Source organism: Streptomyces sp. WAC 01529, from assembly GCF_003945545.1.
Taxonomy (GTDB): Bacteria; Actinomycetota; Actinomycetes; order Streptomycetales; family Streptomycetaceae; genus Streptomyces; species Streptomyces anatolicus.
The window spans coordinates 7,184,435-7,200,451 of the sequence record NZ_CP029617.1 but is presented as its reverse complement, the minus strand read 5'-3'; the positions used below and the strand labels follow the sequence as shown (position 1 = coordinate 7,200,451).

At 71.7% G+C, this 16,017-nt stretch carries 12 protein-coding genes; 4 read left to right on the top strand and 8 right to left on the bottom strand.

What is annotated here, in order from left to right; translation table 11 throughout:
* Window positions 1-23: 23 nt before the first annotated feature.
* Genes DMA15_RS31970 through DMA15_RS31955 form a run of 4 tightly spaced genes read right to left on the bottom strand, consistent with a single transcriptional unit; the run spans window position 24 to window position 6,673 of the window.
* Window positions 24-878 carry a hypothetical protein gene (locus DMA15_RS31970; RefSeq protein ID WP_125516169.1) on the bottom strand — a complete coding sequence of 285 codons (855 nt, stop codon included), beginning with the start codon at window positions 876-878 and terminating at the stop codon, window positions 24-26.
* Window positions 875-1,444, bottom strand: coding sequence for a SigE family RNA polymerase sigma factor (locus tag DMA15_RS31965; protein WP_240660056.1), 570 nt, complete (start codon window positions 1,442-1,444; stop codon window positions 875-877). Before DMA15_RS31965 ends, DMA15_RS31970 begins: the two co-directional genes overlap by 4 nt.
* Before the next feature lies 1 nt (window position 1,445).
* A complete protein-coding gene (gene yicI, locus DMA15_RS31960) occupies window positions 1,446-3,758 on the bottom strand; it encodes an alpha-xylosidase (RefSeq protein ID WP_125516167.1) in 2,313 nt (770 codons plus the stop codon).
* Complete coding sequence (locus DMA15_RS31955) at window positions 3,755-6,673, bottom strand: glycoside hydrolase family 3 C-terminal domain-containing protein (RefSeq protein ID WP_125516166.1); 2,919 nt, start codon at window positions 6,671-6,673, stop codon at window positions 3,755-3,757. The genes yicI and DMA15_RS31955 overlap by 4 nt, the downstream gene beginning before the upstream one ends.
* Window positions 6,674-6,963: 290 nt before the next feature.
* Between DMA15_RS31955 and DMA15_RS31950 the strand changes: the two genes are divergently transcribed.
* The 3 genes from DMA15_RS31950 to DMA15_RS31940 are packed head-to-tail and all read left to right on the top strand — an operon-like array spanning window position 6,964 to window position 10,553.
* On the top strand, window positions 6,964-8,682 hold the full coding sequence (locus DMA15_RS31950; RefSeq protein ID WP_125516165.1) for an extracellular solute-binding protein: 1,719 nt from the start codon (window positions 6,964-6,966) through the stop codon (window positions 8,680-8,682).
* Between the two features lies 1 nt (window position 8,683).
* Window positions 8,684-9,607 (top strand): ABC transporter permease subunit, encoded by a 924-nt coding sequence (locus tag DMA15_RS31945; protein ID WP_125516164.1) that lies wholly within the window; start codon window positions 8,684-8,686, stop codon window positions 9,605-9,607.
* Window positions 9,608-9,626: 19 nt separating this feature from the next.
* Window positions 9,627-10,553 carry a carbohydrate ABC transporter permease gene (locus DMA15_RS31940; protein WP_125516163.1) on the top strand — a complete coding sequence of 309 codons (927 nt, stop codon included), beginning with the start codon at window positions 9,627-9,629 and terminating at the stop codon, window positions 10,551-10,553.
* A gap of 38 nt (window positions 10,554-10,591) precedes the next feature.
* Here the strand turns inward: DMA15_RS31940 and DMA15_RS31935 are convergent, their stop codons facing one another.
* Window positions 10,592-11,566, bottom strand: coding sequence for a WYL domain-containing protein (locus DMA15_RS31935; RefSeq protein WP_125516162.1), 975 nt, complete (start codon window positions 11,564-11,566; stop codon window positions 10,592-10,594).
* Between the two features lie 94 nt (window positions 11,567-11,660).
* On the opposite strand from DMA15_RS31935, the gene DMA15_RS31930 reads away from it, so the two are divergent.
* A complete protein-coding gene (locus DMA15_RS31930; protein ID WP_125516161.1) occupies window positions 11,661-12,056 on the top strand; it encodes a RidA family protein in 396 nt (131 codons plus the stop codon).
* Between the two features lie 104 nt (window positions 12,057-12,160).
* On the opposite strand, the gene DMA15_RS31925 is transcribed toward DMA15_RS31930, so the two are convergent.
* From DMA15_RS31925 to DMA15_RS31915, 3 genes are all read right to left on the bottom strand, one after another.
* Window positions 12,161-13,168, bottom strand: coding sequence for a LacI family DNA-binding transcriptional regulator (locus DMA15_RS31925; RefSeq protein ID WP_125516160.1), 1,008 nt, complete (start codon window positions 13,166-13,168; stop codon window positions 12,161-12,163).
* Window positions 13,169-13,312: 144 nt separating this feature from the next.
* The gene (locus DMA15_RS31920) at window positions 13,313-14,698 is read right to left on the bottom strand and encodes a glycoside hydrolase family 6 protein (RefSeq protein WP_125516159.1); all 1,386 of its coding nucleotides are present in this window, start codon (window positions 14,696-14,698) and stop codon (window positions 13,313-13,315) included.
* A complete protein-coding gene (locus DMA15_RS31915) occupies window positions 14,695-15,879 on the bottom strand; it encodes a cellulase family glycosylhydrolase (protein ID WP_125516158.1) in 1,185 nt (394 codons plus the stop codon). The genes DMA15_RS31920 and DMA15_RS31915 overlap by 4 nt, the downstream gene beginning before the upstream one ends.
* Window positions 15,880-16,017 lie beyond the last annotated feature (138 nt).

Sequence of the window (16,017 nt, the reverse complement as noted above, 5' to 3'; positions counted from 1 at the left end):
GAATCAGTTTCGCCGACTTTCGATCAGTCCGCGCTCGGCGCGAAGTCGCCCTTCCACTCGGCCCGTTCGTCCCCCGTGCCCGCCCGGACCGTGTAGCGGTCGCCGTGCGCGTCGCGCGCTCCTCCGGGGTGGTTGTACTGCCCGGCGAAGACGTGCTCGCCGGCGGGTACGGTCCGCCCCGCCCTGAGCGTCCACCGGTAGACGAGGAAGCCGCCCCGTTCCGTCACCGTCACGTCGAAGTCGGCGGCGGTCAGCGAGCGCCAGTTGCCGGTGTCGGCGACCTCACCGCCGCGCGCCACGCGCAGCTCGACGGCGAGCGCGGTCAGCGGCTTCTTCGCCTTGACGGTGATGTCGCTCTGCGACCAGTACGTGCTGGAGCCCGGGTCGATCGAGCCGTCCGCCCACAGCAGCTCGGCCGCGGGCACGGTCCTCGCGCCGCGCGACGGATCGGCGGGCGGCGGATCGGCGGGCGGCGAGGGCTTGCCGGACTTCGGCGCCCCGGACGCGGGGGGCGTGGCGGGCGTGCCGGCCGGTTCGCGGGGCGGCGGCGGGGCCGGGGCGCGGCTGTGCTCCGACGCGGCGGGTGGCGCGTCCGGCGTCGAGCTGGTGGCCACGGACCGCGCGTCCGGGTCCTCGCCGCGCACCGCAGACGCCACGCCGTACCCGGCGACCGCGCAGACCCCGGCCACGGCGGCGGTCGCGGTCACCACGCGCAGCCAGGACGCGCCCGATCCGCGGGGCGGCCGCGCGCGGCGCTCGGTCCGCTCGCGTCCGGCCATGCCCCGCTCGACGCGGGCGAGCATGCGCTCCCGGTCGGGCCGGTGCGCCTCGGCGGCGCCGCGCAGCTTCCTTCGTACGTCGTTGTCGTCGTCCCTCATGTGCTTCCCCCCGTGTCCACCGTGACCGCGCGCACGCGTTCCCATGCGGTGTGCGGACCGAGGCGTCGTTGCAGCTCGGCCATTCCCTTCGACGTCTGGCTCTTCACCGTACCGACCGAGATGCCCAGCGCCTGCGCGGTGTCCTTCTCGGAGAGGTCGAAGGCGTGCCGCAGCACGACGCAGGCCCGCTTGCGGAAGGGCAGCGCGCGCAGCGCGTCGCGTACGTCGACCACTGCCGGTACGTCCGGGTCCGCCACGTCCTCGCCGCGGCCGGACCAGAAGAGCGTGACGCGGCGGCGTTCGCGCACGGCGCTGCGGATGCGGCTGCGCGCCATGTTCGCGACCACCCCACGGGCGTACGCGGCCGGGTGGTCGGCGGCGCGGACCCGGTCCCAGCGGTGCCAGAGCGCGAGCAGCGCGTCGGCCGCCAGATCGTCCGCGCCATCGGCCTCGCCGGTCAACAGGTGCGCCAGCCGGGCGAGTTCGGCGTAGTGCCGCTCGAAGAAGGCGTGGAACTCGGCGGCCGCGTCACGGCCTGGCGCCGTCGCGTTCTCGGAGGCGGGCACGCTAGCCGGTCGTTCTGTTCGCGAGGACATCGGGCAGGAACACCTCCCCCACGCCGTCGGCCGACGCGCGCCCGTCCACCGTGCGCACCCGGAAGGGGCGGCGGGAGCCGAGGGCGAGGACCTTGATGCCGTCGCCGTGCCGCGAGGCGCGGAAGACCGCAGCGTGGCGCCCCGCGAGGTCGGGGACGGTGACCTCGGTGTCGTACGTGTCGTATGCGGCGGACGTGCCGTACGCGGGGCCCGGCGTCGCGAGGAGCGTCAGGCCGTCGAGCCAGTCGCCGTCCGGGCGCTCCTCGTCGGCGCCGAGCGGCAGCAGCGCGCCCGGCCGCACGTACAGCGGCAGGCTGTCGAAGCCGTGGGTCTCGCGCCGCCAGCCGGGGCCCTGGACGCGCTCGCCGGTGAGCAGATGGGTCCAGGTGCCCTCGGGGACGTAGAACTCCACCTCCCCGCCCTCCGTGAAGACCGGGGCGACGAGCAGGTCGGGGCCGAGCATGTACTGCCGGTCGAGGGTGTGGCAGGCCGGGTCGTCGGGGAACTCCAGAAGCATCGGCCGCATCACGGGCACGCCCGTGCGGTGGGCCTCGGTGGCGGCCCCGTACAGATAGGGCATGAGCCGGTGCTTGAGCCTGGTGAACCTGCCGGCCACCTCGACCGCTTCCTCGCCGAACGCCCACGGCACCCGGTAGGAGACGTTGCCGTGCAGGCGGCTGTGCGAGGAGAGCAGGCCGAAGGCGAGCCAGCGCTTGAAGACCGCCGGGTCGGGGGTGCCCTCGAAGCCGCCGATGTCGTGGCTCCAGAACCCGAAGCCGCTGAGCGAGAGCGAGAGCCCGCCGCGCAGCGACTCCGCCATGGCGCCCAGCGAGGCGAAGCAGTCGCCGCCCCAGTGGACGGGGAACCGCTGGCCGCCGGCGGTGGCGGAGCGCGCGAAGAGGACCGCTTCGCCCGCGCCGCGCTCCTTCTCCAGGAGGGCGAAGACGGTGCTGTTGTAGAGGTGCGTGTAGTAGTTGTGCATGCGCTCGGGGTCGGAGCCGTCGTGCCAGACCACGTCGGTGGGGACGCGCTCGCCGAAGTCGGTCTTGAAGCAGTCCACGCCCTGGTCGAGCAGGAGGCGCAGCTTGTCGGCGTACCACTCGCGGGCGGCGGGGTCGGTGAAGTCGACGAGCGCCATGCCGGGCTGCCACAGGTCCCACTGCCAGATGTCGCCGTTCGGGCGGCGCACCAGGTGGCCCGCCGTGCGGGCCTCTTCGAAGAGCGCGGACTTCTGGGCGATGTACGGGTTGATCCACACGCTGACCTTGAGTCCGCGCTCGCGCAGCCTGCGCAGCATGCCCTCCGGGTCGGGGAAGACCTCCGGGTCCCAGCGGAAGTCGGTCCACTGGTGTTCGCGCATCCAGAAGCAGTCGAAGTGGAAGACGGAGAGCGGCAGATCGCGCTCCGCCATGCCGTCCACGAACGAGGTCACGGTCTCCTCGTCGTAGGGGGTGCAGAAGGAGGTGGTGAGCCACAGGCCGAAGGACCAGGCGGGGGGCAGTGCGGGGCGTCCGGTGAGCGCGGTGTAGCGGCGCAGGACGTCCTTGGGCGTGGGCCCGGCGATGACGTAGTACTCCAGCGTCTGGTCCTCGACGCTGAACTGGACCTGGCCCACGGCCTCGGAGCCGATCTCGTAGGACACCTTGCCGGGGTGGTTGACGAAGACGCCGTAGCCGCGCGAGGAGAGGTGGAAGGGGATGTTCTTGTACGCCTGCTCGCTGCTGGTGCCGCCGTCGGCCTGCCAGATGTCGACGCTCTGCCCGTTCTTGACGTACGGGGTGAAGCGCTCGCCCAGCCCGTAGATGACCTCGCCGACGCCCAGGGCGAGTTGCCCGACCATGTGGTGTCTTCCGTCCGCCGTGGTCGCGAAGGCGGTGCCTCTGCGCTCCACGGCGGTCAGGCACCGGCCTTCGGCGTCGAGGAACTGGGGGCCCCAGGGTGCGGCGGTGTCGAGACGGAGGGTGAGCGGGCCGCTGACGAGTTCGGTGACGGTGCCTTCCCGGGTGACGTGACCGGTGCTCCCGGCGGTGTCGAGGGCGAACTCCGGTCCGTGCGCGGCCTTTCCCGCGTGATGGGTGGTCCGTACGCCGATGACGCCCTCGGCGGGCGAGAAGCATTCGACGGTGAGGAGCGGCGAGTTGAGGGTGTCGCCGCGCTCGCGCACCCGCTGGACGGCGGCGTACGCGGTGAACCTCCCCTCGCCTTCGCGCACGTCCCGCACCTCGGTGGCGTACGAGGCACTCACCCCGTCACGCATCAGCCAGAACCCGTCGGTGAACTTCATGCGGCGTCCCCCCGCTGTGTGGTGGCGGTGAAGGTGAGCCGTGCGAGCCGGACGGGTCCGCGCAGCCGTACGCGCAGATCACGCATGCCGGACACGGCGAACTCCGAGGAGCACAGGGCGTAGTGGTACTTCCCACCGGTCGGCGGCACGGTGACGGTGGCGGCGGTCCGGTCGGCGATGAGGTCGACGGCGCCCTCGCCCGCGGCCTCGACGGTGACGGCACCGACGCCGTCGCCGAAGTCGCATGCCTCGAAGAGGAGTTCGCCGACCGTGTCGTCCGCGGTGCGCACCGCGTCGCCCTCGGTCCTGGTCCGGTCGACGATCTCGGTGCCCCGCTGCGTGTCGTAGTGGCTCGCCGTCAGGCCGACCCTCCGTACCGGCCTGGCGGCGAGGGCCTCGCCGGGGATCTCGACGGGCGTGAGGAGCCGGATGTCCCGGCTCGACGCCCCGGCCAGCAGCTCGTGCGTGCCGGAGGGCACGGTCCAGCGGCCCTGGCGTACGTCCCAGAAGCCGAGGCCGGCGATCGGCACCCGGAATTCGAGGCGGCGCCGGGCGCCGGGTGCGAGGTGGACGCGGCGATGTGCGGCCAGCGTCCGGTGCGGCAGGGCGACGGGGCCGCGGGGCGCGCGGGTGTAGAGCTGCGCCACCTCGTCCGCGGCGACCGTCCCGGTGTTGGTGAGGGTGAGGGCGACGCGCAGGGTGTCGCCGTCGCGTTCGGCGGTCAGGTCCTCGTAGGCGAAGGAGGAGTACCCGAGGCCGTGCCCGAACGGGTAGAGCGGGGTGCCGTCGAAGTACAGATAGGTCTGCCGGGAGCCGATGATGTCGTAGTCCAGGAGGCCCGGCAGGTCGGCGTCGGCGGCGTACCAGGTCTGCGGCAGCCGTCCGGCCGGGGAGACGTCACCGGCGATGACGCGGGCCAGCGCGGTGCCCGCGGCCTGCCCGCCGTGCGCGGTCCACAAAAGCGCGGGCAGCTCGGCGTGGGCGTCGGCGACCGCGTACGGATAGGAGCTGACCAGGGCGAGGACGGTGCGGGGGTTGACGGCCCGGGCGGCGCGCCAGAGCCGCTCCTGGTGGGGCGGCAGGGCGAGGGTCGTGCGGTCCTGGGTCTCGCGGCCGTTGATGTGGGGGTCGTTCCCGGCGACGACGATCACGGTGTCGGCACGGGCGGCGGCACGGGCGACGGCGTCCTCGCCGCGCTCCGCCCACTCGATCGTGAACCGCGCCGCACGGTCGGCCGCGAAAGCCTCCCCGTCGGCGGCAACCTTCACGCCGTCGGCGGCGACAGAGACATACCCACCCGTCCCCGTGTGCCGAAGGAGGCACCCATCGCCGCCCCCATCCCCCTCCCCGACCGGTGCGAACGTCTCCTGGACCACCCAGCCCCCCGGCTGGTCCGCCGCCGCGCGCACGAAGCCGTCGGCGGCGACGGAGAGGTAGCGCCCGTCGGGGGCCCGCAGCGTCCAGGCGCCCTCGCCCCAGTCGACGAGGGCGAACTCGGTGGCCCCGGCCCCGTCGGGGCAGACGGTCAGCGGCGGCAGATCCGTGCGGCCCGGCAGGAGCGCCGGGTCGAGGGCGCCCGCGGCCACCTTCGCGTGGGCGGCGGCGGAGGAGACCGGTACCCGCAGCCAGCCGCCCGCGCACTTCAGGCGTACGCGGTCCACGCCTTCGGCGAAGGTCACCCGCTCGGCGCCGAAGCGGGCGCGCAGCCCGTCGAGGACGGTGCTCCGGCGGATCAGGGTGCCGCTGTACCAGTCGGTCTTGCACTCGTCCGCGAGGAGTCCGACGACCGCGAGGCGGGCGCCGTCCTCGGGGGGTGCGCCGTCCTCGGGGGGTGCGAGAGGCAGCAGGCCGTCGTTCTTCAGCAGGACGACGGCCTGTTCGGCGGCCTCGCGGGCCAGCGCCTGGTGTTCGGCCGTGTCGAAGTCGCGCGGGCTCGTGGCCGCGTACGGCCCGCCGTCCGGGTCGAACTCGCCGAGCCGGACGCGGACGGTGAGGTGACGGCGTACCGCCGCGTCGATGTCGGCGTCGGTCAACAGGCCCATGGACAGGGCTCGTTGGACGCGGCCGGCGATGATGTGCGGGTCGGTGCCGTGGTCGGTGAAGTTGTCCACGCCCGCGACGAGCGCCGCGGCGACGGCCTCCTCGTGGGTGTCGAAGTAGCGCTGGGATTCGACGAGGTTGCTGGGCGCGCCCGCGTCGGAGCAGACGAGCAGTTCCTCGTCCGTCCAGCTCCTCAACTGCTCGCGCAGGAAGGGCGATACGTGGTTGGGGCGGCCGTTGACGAGGTTGTACGCGGGCATTACCCCCGCGACCGCACCGGTTTCGACGGCGCCGCGGAAGGCGCGCAGGTCGTACTCGTGCAGGACGCGCGGCCGCACGGAGGAGTTGGTGGTGTCCCGGTCCGTCTCGTTGTTGTGGGCGAGCCAGTGTTTGAGTACGGGCGCGGTGCGCCAGTGCGTCGGGTGGTCGCCGCGCAGGCCGCGGGTGAACGCGGCGGCGAGGGCCGAGGTCAGGTGCGGGTCCTCCGCGTAACCCTCCTCGTTCCTCCCCCACAGCGGGTGGCGCAGGAGGTTCACGGTCGGCGCCCAGATGTTGAGGCCGACGCGGTCGTCGCGGGAGCGCAGGGCGCGCGCCTCGGCGCCGATGGCCTCGCCGATCCTGCGCAGCAGGTCGTCGTTCCAGGTCGCGCCGAGCCCTACGGCCTGTGGGAAGACCGTGGCGGGCCCCATCCAGGCGACGCCGTGCAGGGCTTCCTGGCCGGTGCGGAAGGCGGCGACGCCGAGCCGGTCGACGGCGGGCGCGAACTGGTGCAGGAGGGCGACGCGTTCGTCGGCGGTCAGCCGGGACAGCAGGTCGTCCACGCGCTCGTCCGGCGCAAGCCCCGGATCGCGGAACGGCGGCGGGCTCTCGGTCACGTGCGGGTCCCCTCGGCGGACAGTGGAGCGCAAACAGCAGCTCTTTTCTCGAAGCGCTTCGATGCTCATCGTTACTCGGTGTTCATGTCAAGGCGAGCGGCGCACATCCCCCTTCAACTCCGCTCTTTCACTGCTCGTTCGGCAACTCCTGCGGCTCCGCGCCGAATTCAGGAACGACCCTTGTTACGGCTCGGGCGTTCACTTAATCTCGCAGCAACATCGAAGCGCTTCGAAAGCCGACCGGCGGTCACCGCCGTGTGTCCGGGCGCGCGCCACGAAGGGTTGCCGCAATGACGCCGAACTCCCCCTCCACCGGCTCCGTTCCGCACTCCGCCGGCTCCGGCCCGCACTCCCCCGGCTCCGGTCCGAACCGCAGAGCCTTCCTCGCCTCCGCCGGGTTCGCGGTGCTCTCCGTGGCCGGAGCGGGCCCGCTGCTCACGGCCTGCGGAGGCGGCGGGTCGAAGAACGAGGGCACCACGACGGGGAAGAAGCTCAAGGACCTCCTCCCGGCGTACGTCGCCTCCGACCTCGTACGCCCGGACATCCCGGCCAAGAACGGCTCGGCCGCGGGTTTCACCGAGGCCCTGCCCGCGGCCGAGCTGAAGACGGCGGTTCCCCGCAGGCTCGGCCGGGGCGGCCGGTTCACCGTCATGGCGCCGATCTGGGGGAACGTGCCCGAGCAGGGCAACCCCTACTGGACCGCGATGGACGAGGCCGCGGGCGTCCGCGTCAAGTGGCAGAACCAGCAGGGCGACACGTACGGCCAGAAGCTGGGCGCGGTCCTCGCCTCCAGCAGCGTCCCGGACGCCGTCGTCGTACCCGGCTGGGAGCTGACCGGCAAGATACCGAGCGCCATCGCCAACAAATTCGCCGACCTCGGCCCCTACCTCAGCGGCGACAAGGTCGAGAAGTACCCGAACCTCGCGGCGATCCCGACGGGCGCCTGGCAGCGCTCCGTCTTCGGCGGCAAGCTGCGCGGTCTGCCGATGCCCGCCCCCACCACCCCGAACATCGCGCCCTTCTACCGCGCCGACCTCTTCGAGAAGGAGGGGCTCGAAGCGCCCACCAGCGCCCAGGAGTTCTACGACCTGTGCAAGCAGCTCAACGCCCCGAGGAGCAGGGTGTGGGCGTGCGGCGACATGACCTGGGCCGCGTGGGGCGTCTTCGGGGTGCTGCCGGAGAAGCCGTACTACTGGAAGCTCGTCGACGGCCATCTGGTCAACCGCTACGAGACCGACGAGTACCTCGAAGCCCTCGAGTGGTCGCGGAAGCTCTACTCGGCGGGCTTCGTCCACCCCGACGCGAAGGCGGAGACCGGCAGCATCGGCGACCTGTGCGCCTCGGGCAAGGTCTGGATGTACTGCCACGACCTCTCCGACTGGTACGGCAAGGCCGCCGTGCAGCGCGTGGACGACGAGAAGTTCCGCATGGAGGCCTTCGACTACTTCGCGCCCGACGGCGGGGCGCCCACCCTGTACGCGCGCCCGCCCGCCGACATGTGGACGTTCATCAGCGAGAAGGCGGACGAGAGAACCGTCCGCGACATCCTCGCCCTCGCCAACTTCTCGGCCGCGCCCTACGGTTCGAAGGAGCAGCGGCTGCGGATGTACGGCGTCGAGGGCGTCCACCACACCCTGAAGGACGGCGTCCTGACCAAGAACGGCAAGGGCAACAACGAGGTCTTCTCGACGTACGAGTACCTGGCGTCGCCCGCCCCCTTCGTCGCCTACGCCGATCTGCCGGACGTCACCCGGGGCATGGTCGGCTGGCAGCAGCGCCAGGGCGCGCACACGCGAAAGCCCCTCTTCCACGGCATGATGATCATCGAGCCGACGCGGTACACCGAGCTGAACGCCGAGTTCGAGGACCTGGAGAAGGACGTCGTGCGCGGCCGCAAGAAGGTCTCCGACGTGCGACGGGCGGCCTCGGACTGGAAGTCGGGCGGCGGGGACAAGCTGCGCGACTGGTACAGGAAGCTGCTGGACGAGACCGGCGACTCGGCGTCCTGAGATGCGGTTGCGTCACCGGCTGCGCCGCGACCGCGCCCTCCTCCTGATGGTGCTGCCCGCGCTGCTGCTCCTGCTCGTCTTCCACTACGTACCGCTGATCGGCAACGCGGTCGCCTTCCAGGAGTACGACCCCTACATCGCGGACAACGCGTTCCAGGCGATGGCGCGGAGCCCGTGGGTCGGCTTCGAGCACTTCCGGCACATGGTGGACGACCGGCTGTTCTGGCAGGCGGTCCGCAACACCCTCGCCATCTTCCTGATCCAGCTGACGCTGTTCTTCCCGGTGCCGGTGGTGCTCGCCCTGTTCGTCCACAGCTTCGCGCGCCCGCGCGTACGGGCCGTGGCCCAGGCGATCCTCTATCTCCCGCACTTCTTCTCCTGGGTCCTGGTCATCACGGTCTTCCAGCAGATGTTCGGCGGGGCGGGCCTGGTCGCGCAGGTGCTGCGGGACCGCGGCCACGAGGGCTTCGACCTGATGACCGACCCGGGGCTCTTCAAGTTCCTCGTCACCTTCGAGCTGGTGTGGAAGGACGCGGGCTGGGGCGTCATCGTCTTCCTCGCCGCCCTCGCCGCGGTCAGCCCCGATCTGTACGAGGCCGCGGCGATGGACGGCGCGAACCGCTGGCGGCGCATGTGGCACATCCAACTGCCCGCGCTGCGCCCGGTCGTGGCGCTGCTGCTCGTCCTCCAGGTCGGCAACGCGCTCACGGTCGGCTTCGAACAGATCCTGCTCCAGCGCACCGCGGTGGGGCCCACGGCCTCGGAGGTGCTCGACACGTACGTGTGGAACACCGGCCTGGACAACGGCAACTTCGGTTACGGCACCGCCATCGGCATCGTCAAGGGCGTCTTCGGCCTGCTGATGGTGTTCGGCGCCAACAAGGCCGCCCACCTGATGGGCGAGCAGGGGGTCTACAAGCGATGAGGCACGAGGGGTGCGAGCGATGAACGTGCTCAGCTTCGGCGTCAGGCCGGGCAGCCGCACCGGCCTGCGCCCGGTGTGGGAGGAGCCGCCGACCCGGGCCGGGCTGGCCACCAAGGGCGTGGCGCTGGTCCTGGTCTGCCTCGCCGTCCTCTTCCCGGTGTGGGTGGTGGTCGTCACCAGCCTCTCCTCGGTGCGGACGATCACCGAGACGGGCGGCCTGGTGGTGATCCCCCGTGGCGTGACCCTCGTCCACTACCAGGAGCTGCTCAGCGGCGGCCAGGTCTCGCGGGCGGCGCTGGTCAGCGTGGGCGTCACGCTCGTCGGCACGCTCTTCAGCATGGTGGTGTCCGTCCTGTGCGCGTACGGCCTCTCGCGCCCGGGGTCCGTGCTGCACCGCCCGATCCTGCTGCTGATCGTCGCCACGATGTTCTTCGGCGCCGGGCTGATCCCCACGTACCTGGTGGTGCAGGGCCTCGGCCTCACCGACACCTACCTCTCGCTGATCCTGCCGAGCGCCCTGAACGTCTTCAACATCCTCGTCCTGCGGGCGTTCTTCATGGGCACGGCACAGGAGCTGATCGAGAGCGCCCGCATCGACGGGGCCGGGGACCTGCGCATCCTGCTGCGGATCGTGATGCCGCTGTCCCGGGCGGTGCTCGCGGTGATCACGCTCTTCTACGCGGTGGGGTACTGGAGCGCGTGGTTCAACGCCTCGATCTACCTCAGCGACCCGGACATGATGCCGCTGCAGAACGTCATGCAGCAGCTGGTCATCAAGCAGCAGCGGCCGACGGGCCTCAGCCAGGCGATCAACACCGGCCATCTGTCGCCGCTGGCCATCCAGATGGCCGTCATGGTCCTGGCGCTGCTCCCGGTCGCGGTCCTCTCGCCGTTCGTGCAGCGGCATTTCAAGCAGGGGATGCTCACGGGCGCGGTGAAGGGCTGACGCCGACGGTACGGCGCCGTGCGAGGGGCCGCCGCCGGTCAGGGCGCGTCCTCGTAGCGGGCGGCGAGCGTGGCGGCGCGGTCGCGCAGGCAGATCCGCAGCGACCGCGGGGCCAGGGCCTCCGCGTCCATGCCGAGCTGCCACAGCGCCCATTCGGCGTGCCGTGCGTCCTGGAAGGTCACCTCGAGCCGCAGCCACCCGTCGGCGTCGGGTTCCTCGGCTCGGACGGCCAGCACGGTGTCCAGCAGCTCCTCCCGCCGCGCCGGGTTCACCCGTACGCGTACGGAGATGTGGTCGCCGCCGGAGAGGAACCGCGCGGAGCGTTCCCGCCAGATCCGGTCCAGGTCGACCTGGTTCGGCCGCTGTGCCGTTTCGGGGAGTTCCTCGGCGGCGAGCACCCGTGAGAGCCGGTAGGTGCGGTCCTCGCCGGATCTCGTGGCCAGCAGGTAGCTCCGGTCGCGTGCGGTGACCAGGCCGATGGGGTCCACCGTGCGCCACCGCGGTGCCTGGTGCGCAGCCGCGTAGTGGATGCGCAGCTTGTGTCCGGCGAGCACCGCGCGCCGCACCTCGCTCATCGTCGTGGCGGGCACCTCATCGGTGACCAGCCTGCGTGAGAGCAGGTCGGTCTCCGGTTCGACGAGGAACCGCTGGGCCGCGTCGCTCGCGGTGGTCCGGTGGGTTTCGGGCAGCGCGTCGACCACCTTCCGCATCGCCGAGGCGAGCGCCGAGCCGAGGCCGAACGCCTGCTCGCCGCGGACCGATCCGGCGGTCAGCAAGGCAAGGGCCTCGTCGTGGTTGAGCCCGGTCAGCTCGGTGCGGAAACCGGGCGCGAGCGCGAAACCGCCGTGCCGGCCGCGTTCGGCGTAGACGGGGACGCCGGCCGTGGACAGCGCCTCGATGTCGCGCAGCACGGTGCGGGTGGACACCTCGAGCTCGCGGGCGAGCGTGTCCGCGGTCAGTCGGCCGCGCTGACGCAGGAGCAGCACCAGTGAGACCAGCCGGTCGGCGCGCATCCGAGAACTTTACCGAGATACATGACCAAGGGTGTCGTGATTTGTTGCGAGGCTCGTCCCCACGACGTCTCAACTGAATGGAGCTGACGTGGCGATGGAACGCACAGCGGTCAACCCGGTGACATGGTCGACGGAGATGGGGTTCAACCAGGGCGAGGTCGTCTCCGGGCACACCCGCACCCTGTACATCTCCGGGCAGACCGCGATGAGCGCCGAGGGGAAGCCCGAGCACGACGGTGACATGGCGGCGCAGTTGGCGCTGAGCGTCGACAACGTGGAGGCCGTGCTCGGCGAGGCCGGCATGTCTCTCGCGGACCTCGTCCGGCTCAACGTCTACACGACCGACGTCGATCTGCTCTTCCGGCACTACGGCGTGCTGGCGGCGCGGCTGGGCGCGGCCGGGGTGGCGCCGACCACCACGATGCTCGGGGTGACGCGGCTGGCGATCCCGGGCCAGCTGGTCGAACTCGAAGGGACCGCCGTCGCGTGACGAAGGCGATGCCGGAGGGGGTGGGTGACCGGATGCGAACGGTACACGCGTACAGCACGGCGCGGGCGGCCTCCCCCGCCTGACCATGAGGCTCCCGGCGCGCTTCAGCCGGGCGCGTTCCCCGAACTGGCCCTCACCGTCAGCTCCGGGGTGATCAGCGAGACCTCGTCCTCGCCGCGGCCCGCCAGCTTGGCGACGATCCGCTCCACCGCCCTGCGGCCCATCTCCTCGGCGGGGATGGAGACCGACGTGAGCCGCACGGACGCCTGGAGCGCCACCTGGTCGGGGCAGATCGCGAGGACCGACACGTCCTCGGGGACCGCGCGGCCCCGCTGGCGCAACACTCCGAGCAGCGGCTCGACGGCCGACTCGTTCTGGACGATGAAGGCCGTGGTGCCCGGCCGCTCGTCGAGGACCCTGGCGAGCGTGGCGGACGTCGGCCCGTACCCCGCGTCGCACGGCCGGTGCAGCAGCCGCACCCCCAGCTCGCCCGCCTTGCCGCGCAGCCCCTCCAGGGTGCGCTCGGCGAAGCCGGTGTGCCGTTCGTAGACGGCGGGGGCCTCGCCGATGAAGGCGATGTCGCGGTGGCCTAGCTCCGCCAGGTGCTCCACGCACAGGGCGCCCGTCGCCACGAAGTCGAGGTCCACGCAGGTCAGTTCCGTCGTGTCGGCGGGCAGGCCGATGAGGACGGCGGGGCGCTCGCTGTCGCGCAGCAGCGGCAGCCGCTCGTCGTCCAGTTCGACGTCCATGAGGATCATGGCGTCGGCGAGCCCGCTGCCGGTGACGCGGCGCACGGCCGCCGGGCCCTCGTCGCCGGTGAGGAGCAGTACGTCGTAGCCGTGGGCGCGGGCGGTGGTGGCGACGGCGATGGCTATCTCCATCATCACGGGCACGTACATGTCGGTGCGCAGCGGCATCATCAGGGCGATGACGTTGGACTTGCTGCTCGCCAGGGCGCGGGCGCCCGCGTTCGGGTGGTAGCCGAGCTGCTGGATGCTGCGTTCGACGCGTTCCCGGGTGCCGGTCGAGATCGACCGCTTGCCGCTGAGGACGTAACTCACCGTGCTGGCCGAGACTCCTGCGTGCCTGGCGACCTCGGCGAGGGTGACCATGCGGCTCTCCTGGGTTGGGCGACGGGTCGGGTCGATCGCACCGGCCCGTCGGGCCGGTGCGATCGACCCTATGGGGGCTCCCCCGGCCTGTCCAGACGTTGAGTCGAAGCGCTTCGACTCAACGTTCGGGCAGGCGGATGGCGGCTATAGCGCCGGGTGCGCGTTCTTCAGGAGCTGCTGGAACTGGGCCGAGAACCAGTGGCCCGAGACCGGCGCGTCCGGCAGGGCTCCGGACCTGTTGTAGTTGTTGCGGGCGTTCCCCTCGTAGGTGGGGTCGCACATCCGGTCGAAGCCCTTCCCCTCGTCGTTCGGGATCTCCTTGCTGGAGCCGTCGGACTCGCCCGGGGGCTTCATCCAGACGTAGGCGTCGATGCCGGGCTCGGGTGCGGCCTTGGGGCGTTCGCCGAGGCCCGCGCCGGACTGGTTGCACCAGTTGCCGACGTGGATGCGGCGGTCGTAGCGCCCTCCGTTGACGTAGGAGTCGACGTCCGTCGTCGGACCCGGCCCGGCGGGACGCGCGGTGCCGCCCCAGCCGTTGCGGGAGGTGTCGATGAGCATGCCGATGTCGGAGCGGAAGCCGGTGGCCACCAGCTGGGCGCGGAAGGCCTGGGCGAAGGAGAGTTCGTCGGTGTAGCGGTTCCAGTCGACCCACTTGGACTCGCGGACCGAGCGGCCCCCGACCGTGTCGCCGATGCGGAAGTTCTCCTCCTTCAGGGCGCTGTAGTTGGCGGTGTTGGTGATGAAGCCGTGGACGTTGTCGACCGTGCTGCCCTCGGCGGTGGCGGCCTGGCGGAATACCTGCGCGGAGGCGGCGAAGTTGTCGTCCCAGCCGAGCCAGCCGTGGTGGCCCGCGTCCACGTAGTTGTAGACGTTCGGGACGGCGCCGAGCTGCTTGAGGGCGTAGCCGACGCCCTTCACGTAGTTGCCGTTGGCCTTCATCACGTCGCACGCGGGCGTCGCGGTGGGGCGGCCCCCGGTGTTGGTGACGAGGTTGGGCAGCGAGTCGATCTCGACGGTCGTGACGATGCGGAGGTTCGCGTACTTCGCCTCGGCGAGGATCCTCGCGATCGGGTCGATGTAGTCCCGCTTGTAGCGGTCGATCTCGGTGGGGCCGAGTTCGCCGTTGGAGGCGAGGGCCGCGCAGTCCCGGCCCGGCAGGTTGTAGATGACCAACTGGACGACGTCCGCCCGCTGTTGGAGCGCCGCGTCGAGGTGCTGGCGCAGGCCCATCTTGCCGTTGCCGCCCGCGATCGCGGCGATCCGGTCGAGCCAGACGCCGGTGGGCCGGCCCGAGACCGCCGTGCCGCCCGGCTCGGCGGCGGCCTTCCTCGACCACTCGGGGTTCACATAGACCTTGGCGCCCGCGTAAGGGTTGTCGACGCGGGCGGCGGCCGCGCTCTTGCCGGTGACGGTTGCCGCGCTCTCGCCGGTGAGCGCCGCCGCGGTGCCGCCGCTGACGGCGAGCAGGGTGGCGAGGGCGAGCAGGAGGGTGCGTGATCTCTGGTGGGTGTGTATCCGTGTGCGACTCATGTGGGGTCCGGTGCCTCTCGGGTGTCGAGGGCGCGCAGATGGTCGCGCAGCCCGGTGCCGAACGGGGTGGGTGTGCCGTCGTAGGAGCGGATCAGGGCCGGGCCCGAGGAGCAGTCCCAGGCGTTCCAGGTCCAGCCGAGATAGGAGAGCGCACGCTCGTCGAACCACTTCATGACGCGGTCGATGAAGCCGTGCGCGCAGGTGTTCTCGCCGATCTCGCCCGCGACGAGCGGGACGCGGGCGGCGACGGGGGCGAGGGTGCGGTTCCAGCACGCCTCGTCGGAGCAGGAGTTGAAGTTGTAGACGTGCCAGGCAGCGGCGAGATTGCCGGCCGGGTCGTGGGGCGCGTGGGCGAGCCAGCCGCTGAGGTCGTTGGCGTACGCGATGCCTGCGGCGAGGACGAGGTTGCGGGCGCCCGTCCCGCGTACGGCGTCGAGGAGGTCCTGCATCCCGGCGACCTCGTAGCCGATGCCGGGGCAGGTGCCGCCGTCGCGCCAGCAGGTCCACGCCTGGGCGGTGGTGGGGGTCGCGCGGTCCGGATAGGGCTCGTTGAAGAGGTCGAAGACGACCTCGGGGTCGTTCTTGTACGCGGTCGCCACCGAGGTCCAGAACGCCGGGGTGTGCGTGGCGTTCGGCATCGGCTTCTGGCAGCTCGCGTGGACGTCGTGGCAGCCGGCGGAGTTGCCGGTGTACCGGCCGTGCGACCAGTGCAGTTCGAGGATGGGGGTCATGCCGTGGGCCTGGACGCGCTGGACCAGGCCGTCGATGGCGGAGCGGTAGTTCGCGCCCCGGTATCGGGGGTCGATGTGGGCGGAGCCGAGCCAGCACTCCTCGTTGAGGGGGATGCGTACGGTGTTGGCGTTCCACTCCGCGATGGCCTTGACGGAGGCGTCGTCGACGGGACCGTCGAAGATGCCCCAGCCCTGGACACAGGCGAACTCGCCCCCGGAGCGGTTGACTCCGAGGAGGCGGTGGGCGGAGCCGTCCGCGTCGACGAGGCGGTTGCCCTCGGCGCGCAGGACGGGCGGTGGCGCGGCCGCGGTGGGGAGGGCGGACGCGGCCGGGGGCGTGGGCGGGTGCGCTGCCGGGAGCGCGGACGCCGGTGCCGTGGGACCACCGGCGACGAACAGGACGGCGGCCAGCACGGCGAGCGTGCGCAACGGCCGTCGGGGGTGCCGCATGGGCGACTCCTTGTCGGTCGGTAACCTCGGTAAACACAGACCTCTGATGTGCAGTCACCGCCGCGGAGAGAAAAGGTTGCCGGGTTTCCGGGAAATCCCGACGCGTTCGGCAGTCGAATGGATTCGACAACGCAATTC